General features: G+C 48.6%; 30 protein-coding genes. 26 read left to right on the top strand and 4 right to left on the bottom strand.

Going from position 1 to position 25399, the window contains the following annotated elements; translation table 11 throughout:
* Positions 1-25: 25 nt before the first annotated feature.
* On the bottom strand, positions 26-1582 hold the full coding sequence (locus B5F53_RS14310; RefSeq protein ID WP_087224502.1) for a Na+/H+ antiporter NhaC family protein: 1557 nt from the start codon (positions 1580-1582) through the stop codon (positions 26-28).
* Between the two features lie 140 nt (positions 1583-1722).
* Between B5F53_RS14310 and proC the strand changes: the two genes are divergently transcribed.
* Positions 1723-2532 (top strand): pyrroline-5-carboxylate reductase, encoded by an 810-nt coding sequence (gene proC, locus B5F53_RS14305; RefSeq protein ID WP_442856297.1) that lies wholly within the window; start codon positions 1723-1725, stop codon positions 2530-2532.
* A 37-nt stretch (positions 2533-2569) separates the two neighbouring features.
* Here proC and B5F53_RS14300 read toward each other — a convergent pair whose 3' ends face one another.
* Positions 2570-2899, bottom strand: a complete 330-nt coding sequence (locus tag B5F53_RS14300) for a helix-turn-helix transcriptional regulator (protein WP_087224498.1) — start codon at positions 2897-2899, stop codon at positions 2570-2572.
* A gap of 173 nt (positions 2900-3072) precedes the next feature.
* Between B5F53_RS14300 and B5F53_RS19940 the strand changes: the two genes are divergently transcribed.
* Positions 3073-3240 (top strand): hypothetical protein, encoded by a 168-nt coding sequence (locus B5F53_RS19940; protein WP_162610616.1) that lies wholly within the window; start codon positions 3073-3075, stop codon positions 3238-3240.
* Here B5F53_RS19940 and B5F53_RS14295 read toward each other — a convergent pair.
* On the bottom strand, positions 3237-3689 hold the full coding sequence (locus tag B5F53_RS14295) for a CYTH domain-containing protein (RefSeq protein WP_087224496.1): 453 nt from the start codon (positions 3687-3689) through the stop codon (positions 3237-3239). The two genes, B5F53_RS19940 and B5F53_RS14295, sit on opposite strands and share 4 nt — an antisense overlap.
* A 119-nt stretch (positions 3690-3808) precedes the next feature.
* Between B5F53_RS14295 and B5F53_RS14290 the strand changes: the two genes are divergently transcribed.
* The 21 genes from B5F53_RS14290 to B5F53_RS14190 all read left to right on the top strand — a co-directional run bounded on the left by B5F53_RS14290 (position 3809) and on the right by B5F53_RS14190 (position 21956).
* Positions 3809-4363 carry a DJ-1 family glyoxalase III gene (locus B5F53_RS14290; RefSeq protein WP_087224494.1) on the top strand — a complete coding sequence of 185 codons (555 nt, stop codon included), beginning with the start codon at positions 3809-3811 and terminating at the stop codon, positions 4361-4363.
* A 157-nt stretch (positions 4364-4520) separates the two neighbouring features.
* Positions 4521-5807 carry a trigger factor gene (tig, locus tag B5F53_RS14285; RefSeq protein ID WP_087224492.1) on the top strand — a complete coding sequence of 429 codons (1287 nt, stop codon included), beginning with the start codon at positions 4521-4523 and terminating at the stop codon, positions 5805-5807.
* A 27-nt stretch (positions 5808-5834) separates the two neighbouring features.
* Positions 5835-6416, top strand: a complete 582-nt coding sequence (gene clpP / locus B5F53_RS14280) for an ATP-dependent Clp endopeptidase proteolytic subunit ClpP (RefSeq protein ID WP_087224490.1) — start codon at positions 5835-5837, stop codon at positions 6414-6416.
* Between the two features lie 100 nt (positions 6417-6516).
* Positions 6517-7836: an ATP-dependent Clp protease ATP-binding subunit ClpX gene (clpX, locus tag B5F53_RS14275; RefSeq protein ID WP_087224488.1), complete on the top strand. Its 1320-nt coding sequence runs from the start codon at positions 6517-6519 to the stop codon at positions 7834-7836.
* A 15-nt stretch (positions 7837-7851) separates the two neighbouring features.
* Complete coding sequence (gene lon, locus B5F53_RS14270) at positions 7852-10170, top strand: endopeptidase La (protein ID WP_087224486.1); 2319 nt, start codon at positions 7852-7854, stop codon at positions 10168-10170.
* A gap of 16 nt (positions 10171-10186) precedes the next feature.
* A complete protein-coding gene (gene yihA, locus B5F53_RS14265; protein ID WP_087224484.1) occupies positions 10187-10792 on the top strand; it encodes a ribosome biogenesis GTP-binding protein YihA/YsxC in 606 nt (201 codons plus the stop codon).
* A 30-nt stretch (positions 10793-10822) separates the two neighbouring features.
* Positions 10823-11668, top strand: a complete 846-nt coding sequence (locus B5F53_RS14260; RefSeq protein ID WP_087224482.1) for an energy-coupling factor transporter ATPase — start codon at positions 10823-10825, stop codon at positions 11666-11668.
* A complete protein-coding gene (locus tag B5F53_RS14255; protein WP_087224481.1) occupies positions 11659-12531 on the top strand; it encodes an energy-coupling factor transporter ATPase in 873 nt (290 codons plus the stop codon). Before B5F53_RS14260 ends, B5F53_RS14255 begins: the two co-directional genes overlap by 10 nt.
* On the top strand, positions 12528-13331 hold the full coding sequence (locus B5F53_RS14250) for an energy-coupling factor transporter transmembrane component T family protein (RefSeq protein ID WP_087224479.1): 804 nt from the start codon (positions 12528-12530) through the stop codon (positions 13329-13331). Before B5F53_RS14255 ends, B5F53_RS14250 begins: the two co-directional genes overlap by 4 nt.
* Before the next feature lie 52 nt (positions 13332-13383).
* Positions 13384-14124 carry a tRNA pseudouridine(38-40) synthase TruA gene (gene truA / locus B5F53_RS14245; RefSeq protein ID WP_087224477.1) on the top strand — a complete coding sequence of 247 codons (741 nt, stop codon included), beginning with the start codon at positions 13384-13386 and terminating at the stop codon, positions 14122-14124.
* 226 nt (positions 14125-14350) lie between these two features.
* A complete protein-coding gene (gene rplM / locus B5F53_RS14240; RefSeq protein ID WP_087224475.1) occupies positions 14351-14779 on the top strand; it encodes a 50S ribosomal protein L13 in 429 nt (142 codons plus the stop codon).
* 17 nt (positions 14780-14796) lie between these two features.
* Positions 14797-15189, top strand: a complete 393-nt coding sequence (rpsI, locus tag B5F53_RS14235) for a 30S ribosomal protein S9 (protein WP_087224473.1) — start codon at positions 14797-14799, stop codon at positions 15187-15189.
* A gap of 443 nt (positions 15190-15632) precedes the next feature.
* Positions 15633-16454, top strand: a complete 822-nt coding sequence (locus B5F53_RS14230; protein WP_002576359.1) for a ParA family protein — start codon at positions 15633-15635, stop codon at positions 16452-16454.
* Positions 16411-17337, top strand: a complete 927-nt coding sequence (locus B5F53_RS14225; protein ID WP_002576358.1) for a ParB/RepB/Spo0J family partition protein — start codon at positions 16411-16413, stop codon at positions 17335-17337. The genes B5F53_RS14230 and B5F53_RS14225 overlap by 44 nt, the downstream gene beginning before the upstream one ends.
* 12 nt (positions 17338-17349) lie before the next feature.
* Positions 17350-17625 (top strand): DUF5720 family protein, encoded by a 276-nt coding sequence (locus tag B5F53_RS14220; RefSeq protein WP_002576357.1) that lies wholly within the window; start codon positions 17350-17352, stop codon positions 17623-17625.
* 33 nt (positions 17626-17658) lie between these two features.
* A complete protein-coding gene (locus B5F53_RS14215; protein ID WP_038270780.1) occupies positions 17659-17844 on the top strand; it encodes a hypothetical protein in 186 nt (61 codons plus the stop codon).
* Between the two features lie 69 nt (positions 17845-17913).
* On the top strand, positions 17914-18807 hold the full coding sequence (locus tag B5F53_RS14210) for a DUF6017 domain-containing protein (protein WP_002576355.1): 894 nt from the start codon (positions 17914-17916) through the stop codon (positions 18805-18807).
* A 48-nt stretch (positions 18808-18855) separates the two neighbouring features.
* On the top strand, positions 18856-19218 hold the full coding sequence (locus tag B5F53_RS14205) for a DUF7768 domain-containing protein (protein ID WP_002578791.1): 363 nt from the start codon (positions 18856-18858) through the stop codon (positions 19216-19218).
* Complete coding sequence (locus B5F53_RS14200) at positions 19211-19522, top strand: DUF5720 family protein (RefSeq protein WP_002576353.1); 312 nt, start codon at positions 19211-19213, stop codon at positions 19520-19522. The genes B5F53_RS14205 and B5F53_RS14200 overlap by 8 nt, the downstream gene beginning before the upstream one ends.
* Before the next feature lie 101 nt (positions 19523-19623).
* Entirely contained in the window at positions 19624-20124 is a 501-nt protein-coding gene (locus tag B5F53_RS14195) for a PcfB family protein (RefSeq protein ID WP_002576352.1), read from the top strand.
* 2 nt (positions 20125-20126) lie between these two features.
* Positions 20127-21956 carry a VirD4-like conjugal transfer protein, CD1115 family gene (locus tag B5F53_RS14190; protein ID WP_026649524.1) on the top strand — a complete coding sequence of 610 codons (1830 nt, stop codon included), beginning with the start codon at positions 20127-20129 and terminating at the stop codon, positions 21954-21956.
* Between the two features lie 146 nt (positions 21957-22102).
* Here B5F53_RS14190 and B5F53_RS14185 read toward each other — a convergent pair whose 3' ends face one another.
* Entirely contained in the window at positions 22103-23311 is a 1209-nt protein-coding gene (locus tag B5F53_RS14185; RefSeq protein ID WP_002382856.1) for an IS110-like element ISEnfa110 family transposase, read from the bottom strand.
* 471 nt (positions 23312-23782) lie between these two features.
* Between B5F53_RS14185 and B5F53_RS14180 the strand changes: the two genes are divergently transcribed.
* From B5F53_RS14180 to B5F53_RS14170, 3 genes are all read left to right on the top strand, one after another.
* Positions 23783-24001 (top strand): Maff2 family mobile element protein, encoded by a 219-nt coding sequence (locus B5F53_RS14180; RefSeq protein WP_002588903.1) that lies wholly within the window; start codon positions 23783-23785, stop codon positions 23999-24001.
* Positions 24002-24084: 83 nt separating this feature from the next.
* Positions 24085-24954: a VirB6/TrbL-like conjugal transfer protein, CD1112 family gene (locus B5F53_RS14175; protein ID WP_002578790.1), complete on the top strand. Its 870-nt coding sequence runs from the start codon at positions 24085-24087 to the stop codon at positions 24952-24954.
* Between the two features lie 20 nt (positions 24955-24974).
* Positions 24975-25397, top strand: coding sequence for a PrgI family protein (locus B5F53_RS14170; protein WP_002578789.1), 423 nt, complete (start codon positions 24975-24977; stop codon positions 25395-25397).
* Positions 25398-25399 lie beyond the last annotated feature (2 nt).

The following is a 25399-nucleotide window of genomic DNA, read 5'->3' as shown; positions in this document are numbered from 1 at the left end:
CCGGGTGGGCGCAGCTTTTTTTGTTCTAATGAATATCGTTATACTGGATTGGATGTTTCTTCTGTGAAGCCTTTCCAAAATAAAGGATGCTTACCATAATCAGAACCAGGGTAATTGCCAGAGGTATCCACGGACTGTTTAAAAGCCCCATAATTAGGTAGCCGATAGTGGCGCATACAGTAACCAGTGTGGCATAGAACATCTGACTGGATACGTGATCAATATGGTTGCATCCGGCTCCCGTGGAAGACATAATGGTGGTGTCGGAAATGGGAGATACATGATCGCCGTATACGGCTCCCGCCATAATTGCCCCAAAGACCGGCAGCAATAAATGAGCCGTATTGGCCGGGGTACAGATGGCGGCTCCGATAGGGATTAAAAGAGCCATTGTGCCCCAGGATGTACCGGTGGCAAATCCCAGAAATCCTGCAACCAGAAAGATAACTGCAGGTAATACAAATACAGGGAAGGAAGAATCATTTACCAGATTTCCCACAAATCCGCCTGTATTTAAATAATCACTGCCGCAGATACCGCCGATGGTCCATGCCAGAATCAGGATGGAAAAAGCAGGAACCATGGATTTGATACCCTCTGTAATTCCGGTGAAAAATTCTGTAAAGGTGATTACTTTTCTGGGAATGAACAAGAAGAAGGTAACCACCAGTGCGCAGAAGCTGCCAAGGACCAGAGAAAGAGCGGAGTCGCAGTTTCCGAAGGACTCGGTGAAAGAAGCTTCTCCGGTGAATCCTCCGCCGGTATAAACCATGGCCAGGACGGTAAAAATAATCAAACTGAGAATCGGAATAATTAAATCGTAAACCCTGCCCCGTTTTCTGAAGTTTTGCTGCACTTTGGCTTCTTCGGCAAATTCTTCATTGGAGAACAAATCCCCTTTTTCAATGGCGTTTTTCTCAAATTTTGCCATGGAACCAAAGTTGAAATGGGTACTGCAGATAATAAGAATCATGAAAATGGTTCCGAAAGCATACAGGTTGTAAGGAATGGTCTGTACGAAAACGGTCATTCCATTGCCTGCATTGGCATCCTGCATATACGTGGCCACAGAGGCTCCCCAACTGGAAATCGGCGCAATAATGCAGATCGGAGCTGCCGTAGCATCCAGTAAATAGGCAAGCTTTGCCCGGGAAATCCGGTGACGGTCTGTAACCGGCCGCATAACGGTTCCCACGGTCAGACAGTTGAAATAGTCGTCAATAAAAATAATGCATCCCAAAGCTGCAGTAGCCAGACTGGCGCCTTTGCGGGTCTTGATTCTGCGGATTGCCCATTCGCCGTAGGCGGCGGAACCCCCTGCTCTTGTGACCAGTACCACCAGAGCGCCCAGCAGTCCTAAGAAAATCAGGATATTTGCATTGCTTCCCATTTTTTCTGACATAATGGTAAAAGTGGTTACAATCATGGAAACGGGATGTCCGTGACTGTAAATCAGAGCCCCGGCTAAAATACCGACAATCAAAGAAGAAAGTACTTCTTTTGTAATAAGCGCCAGTATAATGGCAACCAGCGGAGGCAGAATGCTCCACCATCCATAATGGGGCAATTGTAAGATTTCCATAAAAAATCGCTCCCTTCCCTCAAAAAAATATTAAATTAGCTAATATTATAACATGAATGTAAAACAGATAACAATAAAATTTCTTGCTTTACAGAAAAATATGCTATAATTATTCAAAAACAGATAGGATTTGCAAGGATATGGAGGAAAGTAAAATGAAAATAGGATTTATCGGATGCGGAAATATGGCTTCAGCGATGATTGGAGGCATTTTAAACAAAGGCCTGTATAAGAAAGAAGAAATTCTGGCTTCCAATCCCACGGAAGAAGAGAAAAGAAGAAGTGAAGAACGACTGGGGATCTACATAACTTTAGATAATAAAGAAGTGGTACAGAAGTCGGAGATTTTAGTACTCTCTGTGAAACCTCAGTTCTACCAGGAAGTTCTGGATGAAATCAGGGACGTAGTTAGAGAAGGGCAGATTCTTATTTCTATTGCACCGGGAAAAACGGTGGGCTGGCTGGAAGAACGGCTTGGAAAGGAGAAAAAGATTGTACGGGTAATGCCCAATACTCCCGCTTTGGTAGGAGAAGGCATGACCGGAGCCTGTGCCAATGAAAATGTTTCGGAAGAAGAAATGAAACAGGTGTGTGAGATCTTGGACAGTTTCGGAAAAACAGAAGTGGTGCCGGAGCGGTTAATGGATGCAGTTGTGGCAGTCAGCGGAAGTTCCCCGGCCTATGTTTTTCTCTTTATTGAAGCAATGGCGGATGCGGCAGTATCTGAAGGGATGCCCCGGCAGCAGGCTTATAAATTCGCAGCCCAGGCGGTACTTGGCAGTGCGAAGATGGTTCTGGAGTCAGGCAGACATCCGGGAGATTTAAAAGATATGGTGTGCTCTCCAGGAGGGACAACCATTGAGGCTGTCCGCCGGCTGGAGAAAGACGGGTTCAGGAGCGCAGTAATCGAAGCGATGAAAGTATGTGTTGAAAAAAGTAAGAATATGTAATTGCAAAAATTAAGTTTGCATCCAGGGCATTACAATGCTACAATTTAGTTAGCTTTTTTTGAAGCTGTATGTATTTGCGTACATTTGCCCGGGCACCTGCGGGAAGCTGCTGGTATTCAATCAGAATTCGAATATCATCGTCTTCCAGCAGGCCTTTACCAGGTCTGCCTGTAATCAGAATCTGTAAATCCACATCTAAAATGCCGGCAATCTGTGCAGTCATTTCAAGAGACGGGAGCCGGTGTCCATTTTCATAATTGCAATAAGTTTGACGCTGCACATGCAGCTGCCGGCTCATTTCTGCCTGAGTAAGACCTCGTGCCGTACGGAAACTCCGTAAATTTCGGGAAAAAGTTGAATTGCTCATAGTCTACCTCCACTGATTTCTTACGTTTCTTATAAAGGAAAGTATAACAAGGAGAACAAAAAATATCTTCAAGAGCAACAAAACGAATACATTCAGCGTCCAAAATGGAAAAAAGCAATAAAATGTAGCGGTCGGAGGCCAGTATGTTCATGTGTCAATTACTGGAGTGGTGTATGAGAATGAGAAAGAACAGAGGAAAACTCTGCTGGATTATCGGAACCGTCATCGGCACCATTCCCATAACTTACAGCAAATGGATTTTGCTGAGAATACACTTTAAGAGGAAAAGAAGACTGAAAAAGGAAAACGCCGGGCAGGAAAAACAGCGGCGCAGCCGCTAGAAAGGATTCCTGCGGCTTAAGGTACTGTTATGATATTTGGAAGAATAGGTAACTTCTTCTCCAAACCAGTCCGGCGGCGTAAACCCAAGGGCTTCCTGTTCGCTGGAGAATTCAACTTCTACGAGCCGGAGGCCCTCATAAGTATCGTGGAAAATATCCAGCTCTGCCTTTCGTCCCTGAGGGAGAGGGATGAGATAGCGGGTCTTGGATAAGAGAATCCCATCCGCCTTTTCCCGGAGGTGGGCATAGGCGCTTTCGTTAAGCGGAAGATTGTATTCTTCTCTGGAAAGCAGGCCCTTTGATTTATAGGTAAGGAAATATGCGTCGTCCTGCTTCCGGATGCGGACAACCGGATCGGTACAGAGATACCCCTGTTCAATCTGAAGATGTGGGTAAGCCGGGAATTTTTCCGGCAGATGGTTTACAAGAAATTTTCTTTCGATTTCCATAAGGTCGTTCCTTTCTGATTGTAAGAGATTCTTATTTACAGTATAACCTTTTCATTGTAAATAAGATAGTCCAATGTTATACTTTTAGTCAAAGAAATTAAGGAAAGAGGGTCGTTTCGATGAAAAAGGTAAGTGTTTTTCTGGCAGATGGTTTTGAAGACGTGGAGGGACTGGCTGTTATTGATATTTTACGAAGAGCAGGGGTGTCCGTAACAACTGTTTCAATTAAGGAAGAAAAAGAGATTGTCAGTTCCCATGGGATTCCCATGAAAACAGACACATTATATAAAGATATGGATTTTTCCCAAATGGATATGCTGGTACTTCCGGGAGGAGGAAAGGGAACAGAGAACCTGGAAAATTATCAGCCCTTAAGGGAACTGGTAACGGAATTTGCCGCACAGGGGAAGAAAGTTGCCGCTATTTGTGCTGCGCCGAGGATCCTGGCGGGGCTGGGCCTTCTGAAAGGGAAGAAAGCTACCTGTTATCCTTCTGTGGCAGAGATGCTGGAAGGAGCACAGCTGACAGAGAATCCGGTGGAAGTGGACGGAAATATTACCACCAGCCGGGGAATGGGGACAGCTATTGATTTCGGACTGGAACTGACGGCTCAGCTCTGCGGAGAAGAAGCGGCGGAAAAGGTAAGAAAATCCATTGTTTACAGGTGTTCATAAAAAGTCAACAGAAATAGTAAAAAATACTGGCATTTTTAAAACTCTTATGTTATACTTCTTTAATGATTGCAAAAGTGGAGCGGTATGCCGGAAATGATGCGGGCCTGTCCGCTTAAAATAGAAATGTTCCCTAAAAGTTAAGGAGGAGTTAACCAATATGAGTTTACAAGTTGAAAAAATGGAAAAAAACATGGCGAAACTTACCATTGAAGTTTCCGCAGAAGAATTAGAAAAAGCAATTGACAGTGCATACCGGAAAAACAGAAGTAAAATTTCAGTTCCCGGATTCCGCAAAGGAAAAGTTCCGAGAAAGATTATTGAGCAGATGTACGGTAAAGGGATCTTCCTGGAAGACGCTGCCAATGAGCTGATTCCGAGAGCATATTCCGAAGAACTGGAAAACTGCGATCTGGAAATCGTATCCCAGCCGGAAATCGACGTAACACAGTTAGAACCGGGAAAACCATTCATCTTCACAGCAGAAGTAGCAGTGAAACCAGAAGTAACACTGGGCGAATATAAAGGTCTGGAAGTTCCGAAGGCAGAACTGGAAGCAACAGAGGAAGAAATTGCTGCAGAACTGAAAAAGGAACAGGAAAACAATTCCAGAACCGTTACCGTAGAAGACAGAGCGTCTGAAAACGGAGACATCGTAACTCTGGATTTTGAAGGATTTGTAGACGATGTGGCATTTGAAGGCGGGAAAGGAACCGACTATGCCTTAACACTGGGTTCCAATACTTTTATCCCGGGCTTTGAAGAGCAGTTAACAGGACTGAAAGCAGGAGACGAGAAAGACGTAAACGTAACTTTCCCGGAGGAATATCAGTCCAAAGAACTGGCAGGAAAACCTGCAGTATTTAAATGTACAATCAAGAAAGTAGAAGCAAAAGAACTTCCGGAACTGGATGATGAATTTGCAAAAGATGTATCTGAATTTGATACTTTAGACGAATATAAAGCAGACGTAAAGAAAAAACTGGAAGAGAAAAAAGCAGAAGATGCAAAACGTCAGAAAGAAGACGCAGCGATTGAGAAAGTAATCGAAGGCGCGCAGATGGAAATTCCGGAAGCTATGATCAAAGCTCAGGTAAACCAGATGGTAAACGACTTTGCAGGCAGAATGCAGGCTCAGGGCTTAACTATGGAGCAGTACTTCCAGTTTACAGGACTTTCTGCAGAGAAGATGGCGGAAGATATGAAACCTCAGGCCTTAAAACGCATTCAGACAAGACTGGTTCTGGAGAAAATTGCAGAAGTTGAAAACATTCCGGTAAGCGATGAGGAACTGGATGAAGAATTCAAGAAGATGGCAGAGATGTACAAGATGGAATTCGAGAAGCTGAAAGAGCTGATCGGAGACGGCGAGAAAGAGCAGATGAAGAAAGACATGGCTGTTCAGAAAGCAGTTACCCTTGTTGCAGACGCTGCGAAAGAAGTATAATTGCCATAGACAGGAGGCAGATATATTATGAGTTTGGTACCTTATGTCATTGAACAGACAAGCAGAGGAGAAAGAAGCTATGACATTTATTCCAGGCTGTTAAAAGACAGGATCATCTTTCTGGGAGAAGAGGTAAATGACGTATCCGCAGGGATAATTATTGCCCAGCTTCTGTTCCTGGAATCAGAAGATCCGGGAAAGGATATTCATTTATATATCAACAGCCCGGGCGGTTCTGTTACAGCAGGAATGGCTATTTACGACACGATGCAGTATATTAAATGCGATGTTTCTACGATATGTCTCGGCATGGCTGCAAGTATGGGTGCATTCTTACTGGCAGGCGGTGCAAAAGGCAAGAGAATGGCGCTTCCCAATTCTACGATTATGATTCACCAGCCATCAGGCGGCGCTCAGGGACAGGCAACAGAAATTCAGATTGTTGCAGACCATATTGCCAAGACCAAAAAGACATTAAACGAAATTCTGGCAGCCAATACGGGACAGCCCCTGGAGGTTGTGGAAAGAGATACCGATCGTGATAATTATATGTCTGCAGAAGAAGCAAAGGCATATGGCTTAATTGACAGTGTTATCATGCACAGATAAGAAAGAATGAATAAGTAAGACTCCTTGGCTGTGCGCCGGGAGTCTTATTGTTAATATTGCCCTGAAAATCAGGCGACAGTAGAAAGGATAAGGAGTATCAATGGCGGATAAAATAAAAGACAGAGTCAGGTGTTCGTTTTGCGGAAAGACAGAGGATCAGGTGCGGAAATTAATCGCGGGTCCGGACGGAGCATATATCTGTGACGAGTGTATTGGAATTTGTTCCGAGATCATGGAAGAAGAGCTCCATATATATGGAGGCGAGGAGGAAGATCTGGATATTAATTTATTAACGCCGGAAGAGATTCATGGAATTCTGGATGATTATGTAATCGGGCAGGACAGTGCGAAAAAAGCGCTGTCAGTGGCCGTTTATAATCATTATAAGAGAGTCATGGCGCCCAAGGATCTGGATGTGGAGCTTCAGAAAAGCAATATTCTCATGCTGGGTCCTACCGGTTCCGGTAAAACCCTGCTGGCCCAGACTCTTGCAAGAATGCTGAATGTTCCTTTTGCCATCGCGGACGCTACCACATTGACAGAAGCCGGATATGTGGGAGAAGATGTGGAGAACATTCTTCTGAAAATTATTCAGGCCGCTGATTACGATATTGAGCGGGCTCAGTATGGAATTATTTATATTGATGAAATTGATAAGATTACCAGGAAGTCTGAAAATGCCTCCATTACCAGAGATGTATCCGGAGAAGGGGTACAGCAGGCTTTACTGAAAATTCTGGAGGGAACCGTAGCCAGCGTGCCACCCCAGGGAGGCAGAAAACATCCGCATCAGGAGTTTATTCAGATTGACACTACCAATATTCTCTTCATCTGCGGAGGCGCTTTTGAGGGACTGGAAAAAATTATAGAAACCAGAAAAGATACGAAATCTATCGGTTTTGGCGCAGACGTTTCCCAGCTGAAAGATAAAAACGTGGGAGACGTGTTAAGAGAAGTAATGCCCGAAGACTTTATCCGGTTCGGTATGATTCCGGAATTTATCGGACGTGTTCCGGTTGTGGTAACGTTAGACGCGTTAGATGAAACAGCTTTGGTAAGAATTCTGGAAGAGCCGAAGAATTCTCTGACGAAACAATACCGGAAACTCTTCGAGATGGACGGAGTGGATCTGACTTTCCAGAAAGACGCGCTGAAACTGATTGCACAGAAATCTATGGAAAGAAAGACGGGAGCCAGAGGACTTCGTGCAATTATGGAACATTCCATGATGGATCTGATGTATAAAGCGCCGTCAGATCATACTATCCGCAAGTGCGTAATCACCAAAGAAGTGGTGGAAGGAACCGGTGAGCCGGAGATTATCCACGAGAAAGCGGAAGAGAATCCTTTAAAAGGCGCCAGACGCAGTTCCAAAGGGACCTCAAAGGTAAAACGGAAAGAAAAACCAGAAACTGCCTGACAAGGAGGCAAACGGATGAAAAATTTAATAGAAACCATTCCGGCGATTGCATTGCGGGGAACAACCATTCTGCCGGGAATGATTATCCATTTTGACGTGAGCCGTCAGCGTTCCATTAAAGCAATTGAGGCGGCCATGTTAAAAGATCAGAAAATATTTTTAGTAAGCCAGAAAGATCCGGATGTGGAAACACCGGGTCTTCTTGACTTATATCAAATCGGCACCATTGCGTATATTAAGCAGGTAGTGAAGCTTCCCCAGAATCTGATTCGGGTTCTGGTGGAAGGAATCGAGCGGGCGGAGTTACTGAGCATTGAAAAAGAACAGCCTTATCTGGAATTTGAAATTGCACATTTTGCTGAGGAAGAGGATCTGCCCATTGCCGATAATGTGAAAAAGGCCATGTGCAGGAGTCTGAAAGAGCTGTTCCAGAGCTATTGTTCAGAAAACGGGAAAATCAGCAGGGAACTGGTCAGCCAGATATTAAACATTGAGGATGTGGAGCAGTTAGTGGATCAGATCTGCGTACATCTTCCCATCCGCTATCAGGACAAGCAGAGGCTGCTGGAGGCAGTAACCCTGTCCGAGCGGTATGAACTTCTGGGTGTGATTTTAAGCAATGAGATTCAGATTATTCAGATTACCCATGATTTGCAGAAGAAGGTAAAAGAGAGAGTTGACAAAAACCAGAGAGAATATATTCTGAGAGAACAGCTTAACCTCATCCGGGAAGAACTGGGAGAAGACAATCCTCAGACAGATGCAGAAAAATATAAAAAACAGGCAGAAGAGCTGGCTGCTTCCCGGGAAGTAAAAGATAAAATTATAAAGGAAATTGACCGCTTTAAAAGTATCAATGCAAATGCGGCGGAAAGCCCGGTACTGCGCACCTATATTGAGATGCTTCTGGCCCTGCCCTGGGAACATTATTCCCGGGATTGCGAGGATTTGAAAGAAGCAAACCGGATCCTGGAGGAGGATCACTACGGACTCAAAGATGTAAAGCAGAGAATTATGGAATTTCTGGCTGTCCGCCTTCTGACACAGAAAGGGAAAAGCCCGATTTTATGTCTGGCGGGACCGCCGGGAACAGGAAAGACGTCCATAGCCAAATCGGTGGCACGGGCCCTGAACAAAAAGTATGTGCGGATCTGCCTTGGAGGCGTAAAGGACGAGGCAGAGATCCGCGGGCACAGAAGAACATATGTGGGAGCTATGCCGGGAAGGATTGCAGAAGCTCTGAAACAGGCAGGGGTAGGAAATCCGCTGATGCTTCTGGATGAGATTGACAAAACAAGCGGGGACTACAGAGGAGATACTTCTTCTGCCCTGTTGGAAGTACTGGATCCGGAACAGAACAGCCATTTCAGTGATCACTATGTGGAAATTCCCATTGATTTGTCAGAAGTGCTGTTTATTGCCACTGCCAACGACATACAGGAAATTCCCCGTCCCCTTTTAGACAGAATGGAGGTTATCGAGCTTTCCAGTTATACAGAAAATGAGAAAGAGCATATTGCCAGTCTTCATCTTCTGCCAAAGCAGCTTGCGGTACACGGCCTGAAACCGGAACAGCTTATTATCCGGCCGGCAGTCTATAAGAGTATTATTAATGGATACACAAAGGAGGCCGGAGTCCGGAATCTGGAGAGAAAGATCGGACAGATTTGCAGAAAAGCCGCAAGGGAAATTCTGGAGAACGGAAAAGAGAAGATTGTGGTTACTTCCAGAAATCTGAAAACCTATTTAGGTCCTGTAAAATATACATATAAAACCGCCAATAAAAAAGATGAGGTGGGAATTGCCAGGGGACTGGCCTGGACCAGCGTAGGAGGCGACACCCTGCAGATAGAAGTAAACGTCATGCCCGGGAAAGGAGAACTTTTGCTTACCGGTCAGTTGGGCGATGTTATGAAAGAGTCTGCCCAGGCAGGCATCAGCTATATTCGTTCTGTGGCAGACAGCTATGGAATCTCGCCGGAATTTTTCCGGAACAATGACATTCATATTCATATTCCCGAAGGGGCAGTTCCCAAAGACGGCCCTTCTGCCGGTATTACTATGGCTACGGCAATGCTCTCTGCCATCACGGAAAAGCCGGTGAAAGCAGAGGTGGCAATGACAGGGGAAATCACTCTGCGGGGACATGTGCTGCCCATCGGAGGACTGAAAGAAAAACTGCTGGCCGCCAAGTTTGCAAAGATTAAAACCGTTCTGGTTCCGGATGAAAACAGAACCGATGTCCAGGAAATGGATAAAGAAATTACAAGCGGTCTGCGGATTGCCTATGTGGAAAATATGCAGGATGTGATTTCAGAAGCTTTTACAAATTAAAAAAGGGAGAAGTTACATGATAATAAAGAACGTATCTTTAGATATTGTATGTGGAATTACCAGTAAACTGCCCAGTAATCAGGTGCCGGAAATCGCTTTTGCCGGAAAATCCAATGTGGGGAAATCCTCTCTGATTAATGTGCTGATGAACCGGAAGTCTCTGGCCAGAACCAGCGCCCAGCCGGGAAAAACACAGACCATTAATTTTTATAATATCAATGATGTGATGTATCTGGTAGACCTTCCGGGTTACGGTTATGCAAAAACGGCCGTTTCGGAAAAAGAAAAATGGGGAAAGATGATAGAGAAATATCTGCATCATTCCAGAATGTTAAAGGCCGTTTTCTTACTGATTGATATTCGTCACCAACCCTCAGAAAATGACAGGATGATGTATGACTGGATGATCTATAACGGATATGAACCCATTATTATTGCCACGAAAGCAGATAAATTAAAACGAAGCCAGCTTCCCAAACATGTAAAAATGATTAAAGAAGGGCTGAATCTGCGTCCCGGCGGAAAAATTATACCATTTTCTGCAGCCAGTAAGCAGGGAAGAGAAGAAATATGGGATTTAATGGATGAGCTGCTGGGGCTGAAAGAACCAGAACAGAAGTAGAAATACAGAGGCTTTTTACAGGAGGCAGTCATGGGAATTATTAAGGCGAAGAAACTGGGATTTGAATATGTAAAATACGACGACAATGGAAACGTACAGGAAGGCAGCCATGCCATAGAAAGTGTGGATTTGGATATTAAAGAAGGGCAGTTTATCGCTGTTCTGGGGCATAATGGAAGCGGAAAATCCACTCTGGCCAAGCATATGAACGCATTGCTTCTGCCTACGGAGGGGACTCTGTGGGTGGATGGAACATCCACAGCCGAAGAGGAGGATCTCTGGAAAATCAGACAGAAAGCCGGAATGGTTTTCCAGAATCCGGATAACCAGATTATTGGCACGGTAGTGGAAGAAGACGTGGGATTCGGCCCGGAAAACATGGGGGTGGCCACGGACGACATCTGGAAACGGGTAGATGATTCCCTGGCAAAGGTGGGGATGATTTCCTACCGCCACCATTCACCCAATAAACTTTCCGGGGGACAGAAACAGAGGGTGGCCATTGCCGGTGTGATGGCCATGCATCCCCGCTGCATTATCTTAGACGAGCCTACGGCTATGCTGGATCCCAACGGCCGGAAAGAAGTTCTGCATGCTGTGCGGGAGTTAAATGAAAAGGAAAACGTTACGGTTATCCTGATTACCCATTACATGGAGGAAGTGGTTTATGCAGATAAAGTCTATGTGATGGATCAGGGACAAATCGTAATGAAGGGAACGCCCAGAGAGATTTTCTCCCAGGTAGAAACCCTGAAAAAGTACAGATTAGATGTTCCTCAGGTAACCCTCCTGGCTCACGAACTGAAGTTAGCCGGCGCAGAGATTCCGGAGGGGATTCTGACAATTGAGGAGTTGGTAAACGCGATATGTCAATAGAATTAAGAGATGTAACTTATACGTACAATCCGGGAAGTGCATATGAAATTCATGCTCTGGAAAATATCAGCCTTAAGATCCCGGACGGACAGTTTATTGGAATGATCGGGCACACAGGAAGCGGAAAATCCACATTAATCCAGCATTTTAACGGCTTAATCCGCCCCACCCGGGGAGAAGTTTTATATAACGGAGAGAATATCTGGGAAGAAAAGTATAACCTGCGGCATTTAAGAAGCGAGGTAGGACTGGTCTTCCAGTATCCGGAACATCAGCTATTTGAGACGGATATTATCACAGATGTCTGTTTCGGACCAAAGAACCAGGGATACAGCCAGGAAGAGGCAGAACAGCAGGCCAGACTGGCGCTGGCTCAGGTGGGAATTCCGGAAGAATATTATCAGAAGTCCCCCTTTGAACTTTCCGGGGGACAGAAAAAACGGGTGGCCATTGCCGGAGTTCTGGCAATGAATCCAAAGATACTGATTCTGGATGAACCTACAGCAGGACTGGATCCCAGGGGGCGGGATGAGATTCTGGATGAAATAGCCCTTCTCCATAAAAAGAGGGGGATTACCATCATTCTGGTATCCCACAGCATGGAAGATATTGCGAAATATGTGGAACGGATTATTGTTATGAACGGGGGAAAAGTAGCCTTTGACGGAGTACCCAAAGAAGTGTTTTCCCACTATCGGGAACTGGAGCAAATTGGTCTTGCTGCTCCGCAGATTACGTACATCATGCATGAACTGAAAGCTCGGGGACTGGATGTGGATACAGGAGCAACTACGGTGGAGGAAGCGAAAGAAAGTATACTAAAGGCTCTGCACAAGAACCAGGGCGGAAAGGAAAAATCATGATCCGGGATATTACAATAGGACAATACTATCCGGGAAAATCGGTGCTTCACCGGTTAGATCCCAGAACAAAATTTATCGGAACGCTGGCTTTTCTGATTTCGGTCTTTGTGTTCCATACGTTTTTGGGTTATCTGGTAGCCACGATATTTCTGGCGGCAATGATTAAACTTTCCACGGTACCGGTAAAATTTATTTTTAAAGGTCTGAAGGCCATCGTAATTATTCTGATGATTACCGTGTTCTTCAATATGCTTTTGACTCCGGGAGAGGTTTTGTGGAAGTTTGGCATCCTGAAAATTACGAAAGAGGGTGTTTCCCTGGCTGTAAAAATGGCAATCCGGTTAATTTATCTGGTAATCGGTTCCTCTGTGATGACTCTTACGACCACACCTAACCAGCTTACAGACGGACTGGAGAGACTGCTGCGTCCGCTGAACAAGATTCACGTTCCCGTTCATGAAATTTCCATGATGATGTCCATAGCCCTTCGCTTTATTCCTATTTTACTGGAAGAGACGGATAAAATTATGAAGGCGCAGATGGCAAGGGGAGCGGATTTTGAAAGCGGAAACTTCATTCAGAGAGCCAAAAATATGGTTCCTCTTTTAGTTCCGTTATTTATCTCTGCCTTCCGGCGGGCCAACGATCTGGCCATGGCTATGGAAGCCAGATGTTACCATGGAGGTGCGGGCAGAACCCAGATGAAACCTCTGAAATATGCATCCGGGGACTGGATCGCTTTTGGAATTTTAGTTCTTTATATGGGAATTGCAATCGGTTTTCGAATAGCAGGATTATAGACAAAGGCCGCGGCAGAAAATGGATTTTGCAGCGGCTTTTTAAGGAGGATTTATGAAACGGGTAGGATTGGTAGTGGCATATGACGGAACAAACTACTGCGGGTGGCAGGTACAGCCCAACGGAGTAACCGTTCAGGGGATTTTAAATGAAAAACTGTCTGAACTTCTGGGGGAAGAAATCGAGACAATCGGAGCCAGCAGAACGGATGCGGGCGTTCATGCCCTGGGAAACGTGGCGGTATTCGATACCAATACGAGAATTCCGGGGGATAAGATTTCCTATGCTTTAAATCAGCGGCTTCCGGAGGACATCCGCATTCAGTTGTCGGAAGAGGTGGAGGCGGAATTTCATCCCCGATACTGCGACAGCGAAAAGACTTATGAATACAGGATCTTAAACCGGCGGTTTCCGGTGCCCACGGAACGACTGTATTCTTATTTCTATCACTATCCCCTGAATGTGGAAAAAATGCGGGAGGCCACATCGTATCTCATTGGCCGTCATGATTTTAAAAGTTTCTGCGGAGCGAAGGCTCAGGTAAAAAGCACCATCCGTACCATAACAGCTATAGAAATATGGAAAGACGGGGATATGATCACCATTCGTATCTCCGGAGAGGGATTCCTGTACAATATGGTAAGGATTATTGCGGGGACTCTGATAGAAGTGGGAAACGGACAGTATCCGCCGGAACAGGTAAAAGAGATTTTAGAAGCCTGTGACCGGGAAGCTGCCGGACCCACAGCTCCGGCTCATGGGCTGACGCTGATGGGGATTGCTTTTTTTGATTAAAAATCGAAAATAAGGCGGAAAAATGGTTGACACAAAATACCAGATATAATATAATAACTCAATGTGACGTAGTGCGAAGATGTCTATAAGCCAAAGCCCCGGCTCAGACGTCTCAAAGCAGTTCGGACATTCTGCTATCCGCATGAACGTTTCAAAAATATGAAAAATGCATAAGAAATGCAGACAAAATATTGATTGATACAGATTATATACAGGAGGTATAACCATGCAGACTTATATGGCTAATCCAGATAAAATCGAAAGAAAATGGTATGTAGTTGACGCTGCTGACTGTACACTGGGCCGTATGGCATCAGGAATCGCCGGCGTTTTAAGAGGAAAGAATAAACCACAGTTTACACCTCACGTAGATACCGGTGATTATGTAATCGTTGTAAATGCGGATAAGGTGAAAGTGACCGGAAAGAAATTAGAACAGAAAATCTACTATCGTCATTCTGGATATGTAGGAGGAATGAAAGAGACTACATTAAAAGAAATGTTAGATAAGAAACCGGAAAAGGTAATCGAACTGGCAGTAAAAGGTATGCTTCCCAAAGGACCTTTAGGAAGAAGCATGTTAAAGAAGCTTTTCGTTTACGCTGGACCTGAGCACAAACATGAAGCTCAGAAACCGGAAACATTAACATTTTAGTGAGGAGGTAGAGAATATTGGCTAACGCAAAATATTACGGAACAGGAAGAAGAAAAAAATCAATCGCAAGAGTTTACCTGGTACCTGGAACCGGTAAAATCACAATTAATAAAAGAGATATTGATGAATATTTTGGTTTAGAGACACTGAAAGTGATCGTACGTCAGCCATTAGTTGCTACAGAAGCAGAAGGCAAATTTGATGCGATCATCAATGTACACGGCGGCGGATATACAGGACAGGCCGGTGCTATCAGACACGGTGTTGCCAGAGCTCTGCTTCAGGCAGACGCTGACTACAGACCGGCACTGAAAGCTGCAGGTTTCTTAACAAGAGATCCACGTATGAAAGAAAGAAAGAAATACGGCCTCAAGGCTGCCCGTCGCGCTCCGCAGTTCAGCAAGCGCTAAACTTTATCAAAAGTGGTCAAAAACCCCGGAACTACGCGGTTTCCGGGGTTTTTCCTTTTCAAATGGTTTGACGCAATTTGACAGAACGAAGCCTCTTTTAACCCGTTTTCTATGGGTTAAATGGTGGACAACCACCCCAAAAAGAGGGCTTATGGGTTAAAAAATAGGACAACCGAGACGCGATTTTGGGATGCCAAGGGGATGTTTATTTATACATCTCCAAGAGACCTTTTTCGTGAAAACGGTTTGTCTGAATTTGACCTAATTTGAACAAAAGAGAATAAATCTAATCGCCAAGCGCTCAGTATTTTCTACTGGGCGCTTTTTGCGTTTCCGGGGAATTTCATTCCGGGATAAGAAAAGGCCGTCACTTTCAATTTTTGAAGTGGCGGCTTTTTCTATTTCCAGAAGCCATAGAACAATTCAGAAATGAGGTGAAGTCATTGAACACGCAAATCATCGCCATCGCCAACCAGAAAGGCGGCGTTGGCAAGACAACCACCTGCGCGAACCTGGGGATTGGGCTGGCGCAGGCCGGAAAGAAAGTGCTGCTGATCGACGGGGACCCGCAAGGCAGCCTGACCATCAGCCTGGGCCACCCCCAGCCGGACAAGCTGCCCTTTACCCTGTCCGACGCGATGGGCCGTATCCTGATGGACGAGCCGCTGCGCCCCGGCGAGGGTATCCTGCACCACCCGGAGGGCGTTGACCTGATGCCCGCAGACATCCAGCTCTCCGGCATGGAGGTCTCCCTGGTGAACGCCATGAGCCGAGAGACCATCCTGCGGCAGTATCTGGACACGCTCAAGGGACAGTATTCCCATATCCTGATTGACTGCCAGCCATCCCTGGGTATGCTCACGGTCAACGCCCTGGCCGCCGCCAACAGGGTCATAATCCCCGTTCAGGCGGAGTACCTGCCCGCCAAGGGCCTGGAACAGCTGCTCCAGACCGTAAACAAGGTGAAGCGGCAGATCAACCCCAAGCTCCAGATCGACGGCATATTGCTGACGATGGTGGACAACCGCACCAACTTCGCCAAGGAGATTGCCGCCCTGCTGCGGGAGACCTATGGCAGCAAAATCAAGGTGTTCGGCACCGAGATTCCCCATTCTGTCCGGGCAAAGGAGATCAGCGCCGAGGGCAAAAGCATTTTTGCCCATGACCCTAATGGCAAGGTGGCCGAGGGCTATAAGAATCTGACCAAGGAGGTGATAAAACTTGAAAAGCAGCGCGAAAAAAGTAGAGCTGGCTCCATACGATGATTTGTTTTCCACCGAGGAAAGCCGCCAGGATGCCAAGCTGGAGAAGATACAGGAAATTCCGCTGTCTGAGCTGCACCCATTTAAGGGGCATCCCTTCAAAGTCAAGGATGACGAGGCCATGATGGAGACCGCCGACAGCGTTCGGCAGTATGGTGTTCTGGTTCCGGCGATCGCCCGCCCGGACCCGGAGGGCGGCTATGAGCTGGTTGCCGGTCACAGGCGGCACCGGGCCAGTGAGCTGGCCGAGAAAGAAACCATGCCTGTCATTGTCCGAGACCTGGACGATGATGCTGCCACTATCATCATGGTGGACAGCAACTTACAACGTGAAAGCCTGCTCCCCAGCGAAAGGGCCTTTGCTTACAAGATGAAGCTGGAGGCTATGAAACACCAAGGCGCACGGGGGGACTTAACTTCGTCCCAACTTGGGACGAAGTTGCGTGCAGATGAATTGTTGGCGCAGCAGGCTGGTTCGAGTAGGAACCAGGTGCAGCGCTATATCCGCCTGACGGAGCTGATTCCCGAACTGCTGGATATGGTCGATGAAAAGAAAATCGCCCTCAATCCGGCTTATGAGCTGTCCTTTCTCAAAAAAGAAGAACAGCGGGATTTGCTGGACGCGATGGACAGCGAACAGGCTACCCCCTCTCTCTCCCAGGCTCAGCGACTCAAGAAATACAGCCAGGAGGGACATCTGACCCTCGATATGATGCGCGTCATCATGGGTGAGGAAAAGAAAAGTGATCTCGACAAAGTGACTTTCACCTCCGACACCCTGCGGAAGTATTTCCCCAAAAGCTATACGCCCCAGCGGATGCAGGAAACCATTATCAAACTGCTGGAGGCGTGGCAGAAGAAGCGCCAGAGAGACCAGGAACGATGAAAGGAGCCGCCTATGAGGGATATTTCAGCCCGTGAGCTGAAAGGACACAATATCTTGGCCGTAGAGCGTTTTCAGGACAGCACCCGCTGGATGATCGAGTTTTCCGTTCAGCGCCCTTGTTCCTACGGCTGCCCCGGCGATGATATGCGGCTGTTTCTTACGGAGGACGGGTATCAGGCCGCCCTCGTAAGCCAGAAGCGTCGGGAAATCAAAATCAAGCGGTATGCCCGTGTGATCGAGGGCCATGTGCTCGACTTCAAACCGGACAAGCGCCGCCGCCACCCGTAAACTCATTATCACTACGAAAGGAAAGGAATGAATATGTGTACTGTCCAGAGCATCAAAGATGCCATCCGGGAAAGTTGCCAGTCCCAGTATGATATGGAATCCACCGACATTGACCGGGTTTTGCAGACCCTCCCGTTTTCGGAGCATGAGCCGATGTTCAGTCATCCGCCGAAGTACAAGCGTCCTTACCGGCCCTGGCAGAACAACAAAAACAGCTGAAAGCCACAGTCTTTTTCACGAAGGATTGTGGCTTTTTTCATGCCCTAAAATTAGAAAGGAGTGAAGTCAATGGCCGTTTTTCGCATTGAACGGACCAAAGATTATACCGTGATGAGCAATCATCACCTGCGGAACCACGAACTATCCCTCAAGGCAAAGGGGCTTCTTTCCATGATGTTATCCCTGCCTGATGACTGGAACTATACTACCCGTGGACTTGCGAAAATCTGCAAGGAGGGCGTTGATGCCATCGGCAGTGCGCTGCGGGAGTTGGAAACCGCCGGTTACATCGTGCGGAACCAGCTGCGGGACCAACAAGGCCGGATCAGCGACACCGAGTATGTGATTTATGAGAAACCCCAGCCCAGGCAGCCAGAAACGCCAAGGCCGGATACGGCTGTACCAGATACGGCTTCACCAGATACGGAAAACCCGTATCTGGATAAACCGGATACGGAAAAGCCCGCAGAATTAAATATAGAGAAACCAAATACTCAAAAACAAAATACTCATGGAGCAAGTACCGATTCCATTCCCTTCCGGGAAACAGCGGCAGCACAGCTGCCGGAACGGAAAGGAAGGGATGCGATGTCTGTCTCAGAGATAGAAAATTATCGGGAATTGATTCTGGAGAACATCGAGTATGACTATCTGTGCAGAGAGTTTTCGACCTACCGTGAGGACCTGGACGAGATTGTGGAGCTGATGGTGGAGACCGTTTGTGCCAAACGTAAAACCACTCGGATCGCTGGCAGCGACTTTCCCCATGAAGTCGTGCGCTCCCGGTTCTTGAAGCTGGATAGCGAGCATATCCGATTTGTCATGGACGGTATGCAGAAAAACACCACGGAGGTCCGCAATATGAAACAGTATTTGCTTGCAGTGCTGTTCAACGCGCCCACCACGATCAGCAATCACTACACCGTACAAGTCAATCACGATATGAACACAGGCGGCTGGTAAACAGCCGCTTTTCTGTTGCCCGGCAATACCGGGAGAAAGGATTTTGCCATGAAACGACCTCTTGCCTACATTACGGCTCCCTGGAGCAACAACCAGTATGAGAACGCCGAGAACGCTGCCACCTACTGCCGCCAGGTGTACGACGCCGGGTATTCGCCCATCTGCCCGGTTCTGTTCTTGTCCACCTTCCTCAAGGACGAGATTCCCCAGGAACACAAGGACGGGCTGGATATGGTGCGAGACTATCTGCGCCGGTCCCATGTGCTGGTGGTCTGCGGCCACGGCATCGACGAGACCGTGAAGAATGACATCGCCACCGCTGAGCGCCTGCGGATCACCGCTACCACCCTGGACGGTATCCTGACTGTGAAAGGCCAGGGACGCGGGAAAGGAGGTGCGCGCCATGCCTGAGCGTAAGACCGTGGGCCAGCTGATGGAGGAAATGCGGCTCAAGGCCGGGGCGCAGAACTACCACGGCCATGAGTACATGGATTTGGAGCGGTTTGCCGAGGACACCCGGCACATGATTATCTTCGATGTGCTGACCCACGATTCGCCGGTGGGCTGGAAAGGCGAACGGACCCGCCTGTTTCTGACGGAGGCCGGATACCAGAAAAGCCTGGAGAACCAGGAAAAGGGCCACATCAAGATTCTCAGCCATGCCAAGGTGCGCCAGGGACATCTGTACTATGACCGCTCCGATCAGCTGCGTTGAAAGGAGCCTGCCATGATGAAATACCTGCTGCGGCGGCTGGTGGTCCCGCCTTAGTATCAAGCGCCACCCCTGCAAAATCCGTGGAAAGGAGGCGATGACCTATGCAGGAGGAAGTGGAAAACAGGACTTTGACGCTGGTAGTCAGCGGAACAAAGTTTACCGGGCGGCTGTTTAAGGCCGCCATCACCAAGTACCTTGCCCACCGCAAGGAAAAGAAGCTGCAAAAGCAGAAAAGCCGGGATACCCCCGTGATTCCCCACGGCAAACAGACGGTGAAGCAGCTGATCGGCCAGAATCAGGGCGTTTCCAACATCGAGATCACCGACCCCTCCATCAAGGAGTTTGAAAAGATCGCCCGGAAATACGGCGTTGACTATGCGGTGAAGAAGGACCGCAGCAGCTCCCCGCCCAAGTACCTGATCTTTTTCAAAGGCCGCGATGCGGATGCCCTGACCGCTGCCTTTACCGAGTACACCGGCAAGAAGGTCAGAAAGGCGCAGAAAACAGAGCGTCCGTCCGTGCTGGCAAAGCTGAGCCAGTTCAAAGAGCTGGTGAAACACGCCGTTGTGGACCGGAACAAGCGGAAGGAGCTGGAACGATGAAGATGAAAAAGCAACTTGACATCAAAAAGCTCCTTTTGCTGAATATGCCCTATATCCTGATGGGGCTGTTCGCAACCAACTTCGGTGAAGGATGGCGGATGGCCGTGGGTGCGGACGCTTCGGCAAAAATGCTTTCGTTCTTCTCCACGCTGCCGGTGGCGCTGGCCAGCTGGTGGCCCAGCCTGCACCCTTTGGACCTGCTGGTGGGGCTGTGCTGCGGCGCTGGCCTGCGATTGGCCGTGTATCTCAAAAGCAAGAACGCCAAGAAGTACCGGCACGGTATGGAGTATGGCAGCGCCCGCTGGGGCACCCATGAGGACATCGCACCCTACATCGACCCGGTGTTCCAGAACAATGTGATTCTGACTAAAACCGAGAGCCTGACCATGAACAGCCGCCCCAAGGACCCCAAGACCGCCAGAAACAAAAATGTGCTGGTGATCGGTGGCTCCGGTTCCGGCAAGACCCGCTTCTGGCTGAAACCGAACCTGATGCAGATGCACAGCTCCTATGTGGTGACAGACCCAAAAGGCACCATCCTGGTGGAGTGCGGCAAAATGCTTCAGCGCGGCACACCCAAGCTGGGCAAGGACGGCAAGCCCATGAAGGATAAGCACGGCAAGGACATCTATGAGCCTTATCGGATCAAAGTCCTCAATACCATCAACTTCAAGAAGTCCATGCACTATAATCCCTTTGCCTACATCCACTCCGAAAAGGACATCTTGAAACTGGTCACGACGCTGATCGCCAACACCAAGGGCGAGGGCAAGGCCGGGGACGATTTTTGGGTTAAGGCCGAGACGCTTTTGTACTGCGCCCTCATTGGGTATATCCACTACGAGGCCCCGGTGGAGGAACAGAATTTCTCCACCCTCATCGAGTTCATCAACGCGATGGAGGTCCGGGAGGATGACGAGGAGTTCAAGAACCCCGTGGACCTGATGTTTGACGCGCTGGAGGCAGAGAAGCCCAACCACTTCGCCGTCCGTCAGTACAAAAAGTACAAGCTGGCTGCGGGCAAAACCGCAAAATCCATCCTGATTTCCTGCGGTGCGCGCCTTGCCGTGTTCGACATCGCGGAGCTGCGGGAGGTCACGGCCTACGACGAGCTGGAGCTGGATACCCTGGGAGACCGGAAAACCGCCTTGTTCTTGATTATGAGCGACACGGACGATAGCTTTAACTTCCTGATCTCCATGTGCTACACCCAGCTGTTCAATCTGCTCTGCGAAAAAGCGGACGATGTGTACGGCGGGCGGCTGCCGGTCCATGTGCGGTGCCTCATTGACGAGGCCGCCAATATTGGACAGATCCCTCGGCTGGAAAAGCTGGTTGCCACCATCCGAAGCCGTGAGATTTCCGCCTGCCTGGTGCTGCAAGCACAGTCCCAGCTCAAAGCTATCTACAAGGACAACGCCGATACCATCATCGGCAACATGGATACCTCCATCTTCCTGGGCGGCAAAGAGCCGACAACCCTCAAGGAGCTGGCCGCCGTGCTGGGCAAGGAGACCATCGACACCTACAACACCGGCGAGAGCCGGGGCCGCGAGACATCCCATTCTCTTAACTACCAAAAGCTCGGCAAAGAGCTTATGAGCCAGGATGAACTGGCCGTCATGGACGGCGGCAAGTGTATCCTCCAGCTGCGCGGTGTGCGGCCTTTCCTCTCGGACAAGTACGACATCACCAAGCACCCCAATTACCCGTACACCGCCGACGCGGACCCCAAGAACGCCTTTGACATCGAGGCGTTCCTGTCCACCCGGCTCAAGCTCAAGCCCAACGAGGTCTACGATGTGTATGAAGTAGACGCAGAGGGCGTGTAAATCTGTTCCGCTGTGAAAGACCTGCTAATAAAAGTCAAGTAGAAATTTCAGATTTTTAGGGAGGCGAAAAAATGCAATACAAAATCAAGCCGCTGAGCATCTCAAAATTAAAACGGCGGCCAGCCAGATGGTATAGAGTGTAAAAATCAGTCGTGCTCCAGGGATTCCAAGTAGGCTTTCACAGAAGCGTAGTAGATGCGCAGGAACTTGTTGGCAGAGGCCATCATGTAGACACGATATGGCTTGCCTTCAGAGCGTTTCTTGTCCATGAACTGGTACACCGGCTCGTCTATTGGAGCACATTGCAGGATGACGCTCATCACCAGAAAGAGCGTCCTGCGCAGTGAGGCAGATCCTCGCTTGGAAATGCTACGGCTACGGACATCTATTTGACCGGATTGGTAGGGCGGGGCGTCAATACCCGCAAAGGCAACCAACGCTTTTTTGGAATGAAAACGGCGTACATCGCCAATTTCAGCCAGGAGTTGAGGGCCGAGGGTTGGGCCAACACCAAACATCCCCATCACTACAGGATACTCCGGCAGAGAAGCTGCCAGGGATTGCATCTCCTGTTTGAGAGCAGCTAACGCGGAAGAAGTTGTCTGGAGTTGAGAAATGGCCTGTTCTACCAAAAGTTTTGCCGTATCCGTTTTCGGTATGACACCGAAGTGTCTGCAAGCAGAGGCATAAATATCCAGCGCCTTATCCTCGCTGAAATTGTAGCCGTGCTTTCTGCACCACTTCTGGTATTGGGTAGTAAAGGCCTTCTCAGACCGGCCACAAACGCACTCGCAATGCCAAAAAGTAGCGACAAAGTCCACCCACTTCTCGCTGCCATCGGCGCGGGGCGGACTGGTAAACAAGCGATTTGCGTCTGGGAAGGTGGTGTCCAGCAGGGAGATCAGGTTATTCTTCAGCATGGTCTGAACTTTGGAATACTGTTGGTACTGCCGGTAGCAGATTTTCAGCATGAGTCGGGTATCCTCCTCCGGGATATATCTCGGCAATGTGAGCCAGTGGTCAAGACCGTAGTTGGCCAGCTTTACGGCATCCTTTTTGTCGGTTTTGGCCCGTCTTAAACTGTTGTTTCCGTAGTCATGCACCAGCATTGCATTGACTACCGAGACATAAAGGCCCGCGTCGTGGAGCAGCCAGGCCACCGGAGCATGGTAATTACCCGTGGATTCCATCACCACACGGGTCTCGCCGTCCAGGCTTTTGAGCAGTCCTGCCAGCTCGCTCAGTTCATTGGCGGTGTGACGTACTTCAAAGGGTGAAACCACTACCTCTCCGAAGGGCCGCATGACTGCAATCATGCTCTTACCCTTGGAAACATCGATGCCAACGCAGTTCATTCACATTCCTCCAATACAAAGAATCTGCAACCGGAATCCATCTTTTCTCGCTGCCGATTCAATCTATTGTGTGACACGAACTCTCCGACATCCGGTGGTTCAACCTGCTTAAATCGAACGCTGCAACGAGAGGATGGCTAACAGTCTTTCACACGGACATACAAGCCCAAGGAGTGATTGGTCAGCCAGTTGCTCCTCTCATTGTAGCTTAGGCACGAGATGGAGGGAAAGCCGGACTGGCTGTCCGGCTTTCCTGTCCAAATTTATTGTAATAGGAGTGATCTTATCTACCCGCCTCAACCGCCCCGGATGGGGCCATCGGCGTACAAAGCGGACAATCACCAAAAAATAATGAAAAAAGGAGGACAGCCGGAATCAGGCCCCGGAAACCGGGTGCCGATTGTTCCGGCTTTTGTATGCCTATGAATGACTAAATCAAACTTTTCAAATGATTCCGGCTAACTATAATTTATGGCATTTTTCAATCAGGCTATCACCGTTCTTCAGACCCTCGTTATCGCTCTGGGCGCTGGTCTCGGCATCTGGGGTGTCATCAACCTGCTGGAAGGTTACGGCAACGACAACCCCGGTGCGAAGTCCCAGGGCATGAAGCAGCTCATGGCTGGCGCTGGCGTCGCCGTGGTCGGCATGGTCCTCGTACCCCTGCTCTCCAGCCTGTTCACCGTCTGATCGCTCCCGTCGTTAAGCTGTCATAAGAAATCCTTGCCGCCCCTGCCCCCAAGCGGGGGCGGCTGAAAGGAGGTTGACACCGTATGGATTTCTTACTCGATGCCCTTACTGACTGGCTCAAGGAAATGTTGGTAGGCGGCATTATGAGCAACTTATCGGGGATGTTCGATAGCGTGAACCAGCAGGTCGCAGACATTGCGACACAGGTGGGCCAGACCCCTCAGGGCTGGAACGGGAGTATTTTCAGCATGATCCAAAATCTCTCCAACTCCATCATGGTGCCGATTGCTGGCGTGATCCTGGCTATCGTGATGACGCTGGAGCTGATTCAGATGATTACCGACAAGAACAACCTGCATGATGTGGACACCTGGATGATCTTCAAATGGGTGTTCAAATCTGCCGCTGCCATCCTCATCGTCTCAAACACCTGGAACATCGTGATGGGCGTGTTTGACGCAGCTCAAAGTGTGGTGGCGCAGGCGGCGGGCATCATCGGTTCCGACGCTTCCATCGACATCTCCTCTGTCATGACCGATATGGAGTCCCGGCTGATGGATATGGACCTGGGGCCGCTGTTCGGCCTGTGGTTCCAGTCGCTCTTTATCGGCATTACCATGTGGGCGCTTTACATTTGTATCTTTATCGTGATTTATGGCCGTATGATTGAGATTTACCTTGTGACCTCGGTGGCTCCCATCCCTATGGCCACCATGATGGGCAAGGAATGGGGCGGTATGGGCCAGAACTATCTGCGCTCGTTGATCGCCCTGGGCTTCCAGGCATTTCTCATCATCGTCTGTGTGGCGATCTACGCCGTGCTGGTGCAGAGTATTGCCACCGAATCCGACATCATTATGGCCATCTGGAGCTGCGTGGGCTATACGGTCCTGTTGTGCTTTACGCTCTTTAAGACCGGCAGCCTCGCAAAATCCGTTTTCAATGCACATTAACCAGGAAGGAGGTAATCCCTTTGGCTTATGTACCTGTACCCAAGGATCTTACGAAAGTCAAAACCAAGGTCGCGTTCAACTTAACCAAGAGGCAGCTTGTCTGCTTCGGCGGCGGTGCGCTGATCGGCGTACCGCTTTTCTTCCTGCTCCGGGGGCCTGTGGGAAACAGCGTGGCTGCCATGTGTATGATGCTGGTCATGCTGCCCTTCTTCATGCTGGCGATGTATGAAAAACACGGTCAGCCCCTGGAAAAGATCGTGGGCAATATCATCAAGGTGGCCGTCATCCGGCCCAAGGAGCGCCCGTATCAGACCAACAACTTCTATGCCGTTTTGGAACGGCAGGAAAAACTCGACAAGGAGGTGTATGACATTGTTCACGGTAATCAAAAGCTGGCTGCACCGGCTGTTCGGAAAAGACGAAAAGACCGCGCAGCCGGTTAATC

This window comes from Blautia sp. An249 (assembly GCF_002159835.1).
Classification (GTDB): domain Bacteria; phylum Bacillota; class Clostridia; order Lachnospirales; family Lachnospiraceae; genus Blautia_A; species Blautia_A avistercoris.
This window is presented reverse-complemented; position numbering and strand designations above follow the sequence as displayed.

What these genes read in the sequence shown, in the direction of transcription:
- tig (WP_087224492.1), top strand. Translation starts at nt 4,521, where the DNA reads ATGAGTTTACAAGTTGAAAAAATGGAAAAAAACATGGCGAAACTTACC.
- B5F53_RS14310 (WP_087224502.1), bottom strand. Translation starts at nt 1,582, where the DNA reads ATGGAAATCTTACAATTGCCCCATTATGGATGGTGGAGCATTCTGCCT.
- B5F53_RS14260 (WP_087224482.1), top strand. Translation starts at nt 10,823, where the DNA reads ATGGGAATTATTAAGGCGAAGAAACTGGGATTTGAATATGTAAAATAC.
- B5F53_RS14195 (WP_002576352.1), top strand. Translation starts at nt 19,624, where the DNA reads ATGCAGGAGGAAGTGGAAAACAGGACTTTGACGCTGGTAGTCAGCGGA.
- lon (WP_087224486.1), top strand. Translation starts at nt 7,852, where the DNA reads ATGAAAAATTTAATAGAAACCATTCCGGCGATTGCATTGCGGGGAACA.
- clpP (WP_087224490.1), top strand. Translation starts at nt 5,835, where the DNA reads ATGAGTTTGGTACCTTATGTCATTGAACAGACAAGCAGAGGAGAAAGA.
- rplM (WP_087224475.1), top strand. Translation starts at nt 14,351, where the DNA reads ATGCAGACTTATATGGCTAATCCAGATAAAATCGAAAGAAAATGGTAT.
- truA (WP_087224477.1), top strand. Translation starts at nt 13,384, where the DNA reads ATGAAACGGGTAGGATTGGTAGTGGCATATGACGGAACAAACTACTGC.
- B5F53_RS14220 (WP_002576357.1), top strand. Translation starts at nt 17,350, where the DNA reads ATGAGGGATATTTCAGCCCGTGAGCTGAAAGGACACAATATCTTGGCC.
- B5F53_RS14205 (WP_002578791.1), top strand. Translation starts at nt 18,856, where the DNA reads ATGAAACGACCTCTTGCCTACATTACGGCTCCCTGGAGCAACAACCAG.
- B5F53_RS14250 (WP_087224479.1), top strand. Translation starts at nt 12,528, where the DNA reads ATGATCCGGGATATTACAATAGGACAATACTATCCGGGAAAATCGGTG.
- proC (WP_442856297.1), top strand. Translation starts at nt 1,723, where the DNA reads ATGGAGGAAAGTAAAATGAAAATAGGATTTATCGGATGCGGAAATATG.
- B5F53_RS14300 (WP_087224498.1), bottom strand. Translation starts at nt 2,899, where the DNA reads ATGAGCAATTCAACTTTTTCCCGAAATTTACGGAGTTTCCGTACGGCA.
- B5F53_RS14215 (WP_038270780.1), top strand. Translation starts at nt 17,659, where the DNA reads ATGTGTACTGTCCAGAGCATCAAAGATGCCATCCGGGAAAGTTGCCAG.
- B5F53_RS14185 (WP_002382856.1), bottom strand. Translation starts at nt 23,311, where the DNA reads ATGAACTGCGTTGGCATCGATGTTTCCAAGGGTAAGAGCATGATTGCA.
- B5F53_RS14200 (WP_002576353.1), top strand. Translation starts at nt 19,211, where the DNA reads ATGCCTGAGCGTAAGACCGTGGGCCAGCTGATGGAGGAAATGCGGCTC.
- B5F53_RS14210 (WP_002576355.1), top strand. Translation starts at nt 17,914, where the DNA reads ATGGCCGTTTTTCGCATTGAACGGACCAAAGATTATACCGTGATGAGC.
- clpX (WP_087224488.1), top strand. Translation starts at nt 6,517, where the DNA reads ATGGCGGATAAAATAAAAGACAGAGTCAGGTGTTCGTTTTGCGGAAAG.
- B5F53_RS14255 (WP_087224481.1), top strand. Translation starts at nt 11,659, where the DNA reads ATGTCAATAGAATTAAGAGATGTAACTTATACGTACAATCCGGGAAGT.
- B5F53_RS14295 (WP_087224496.1), bottom strand. Translation starts at nt 3,689, where the DNA reads ATGGAAATCGAAAGAAAATTTCTTGTAAACCATCTGCCGGAAAAATTC.
- B5F53_RS14190 (WP_026649524.1), top strand. Translation starts at nt 20,127, where the DNA reads ATGAAAAAGCAACTTGACATCAAAAAGCTCCTTTTGCTGAATATGCCC.
- B5F53_RS14180 (WP_002588903.1), top strand. Translation starts at nt 23,783, where the DNA reads ATGGCATTTTTCAATCAGGCTATCACCGTTCTTCAGACCCTCGTTATC.
- yihA (WP_087224484.1), top strand. Translation starts at nt 10,187, where the DNA reads ATGATAATAAAGAACGTATCTTTAGATATTGTATGTGGAATTACCAGT.
- B5F53_RS19940 (WP_162610616.1), top strand. Translation starts at nt 3,073, where the DNA reads ATGAGAATGAGAAAGAACAGAGGAAAACTCTGCTGGATTATCGGAACC.
- B5F53_RS14290 (WP_087224494.1), top strand. Translation starts at nt 3,809, where the DNA reads ATGAAAAAGGTAAGTGTTTTTCTGGCAGATGGTTTTGAAGACGTGGAG.
- B5F53_RS14175 (WP_002578790.1), top strand. Translation starts at nt 24,085, where the DNA reads ATGGATTTCTTACTCGATGCCCTTACTGACTGGCTCAAGGAAATGTTG.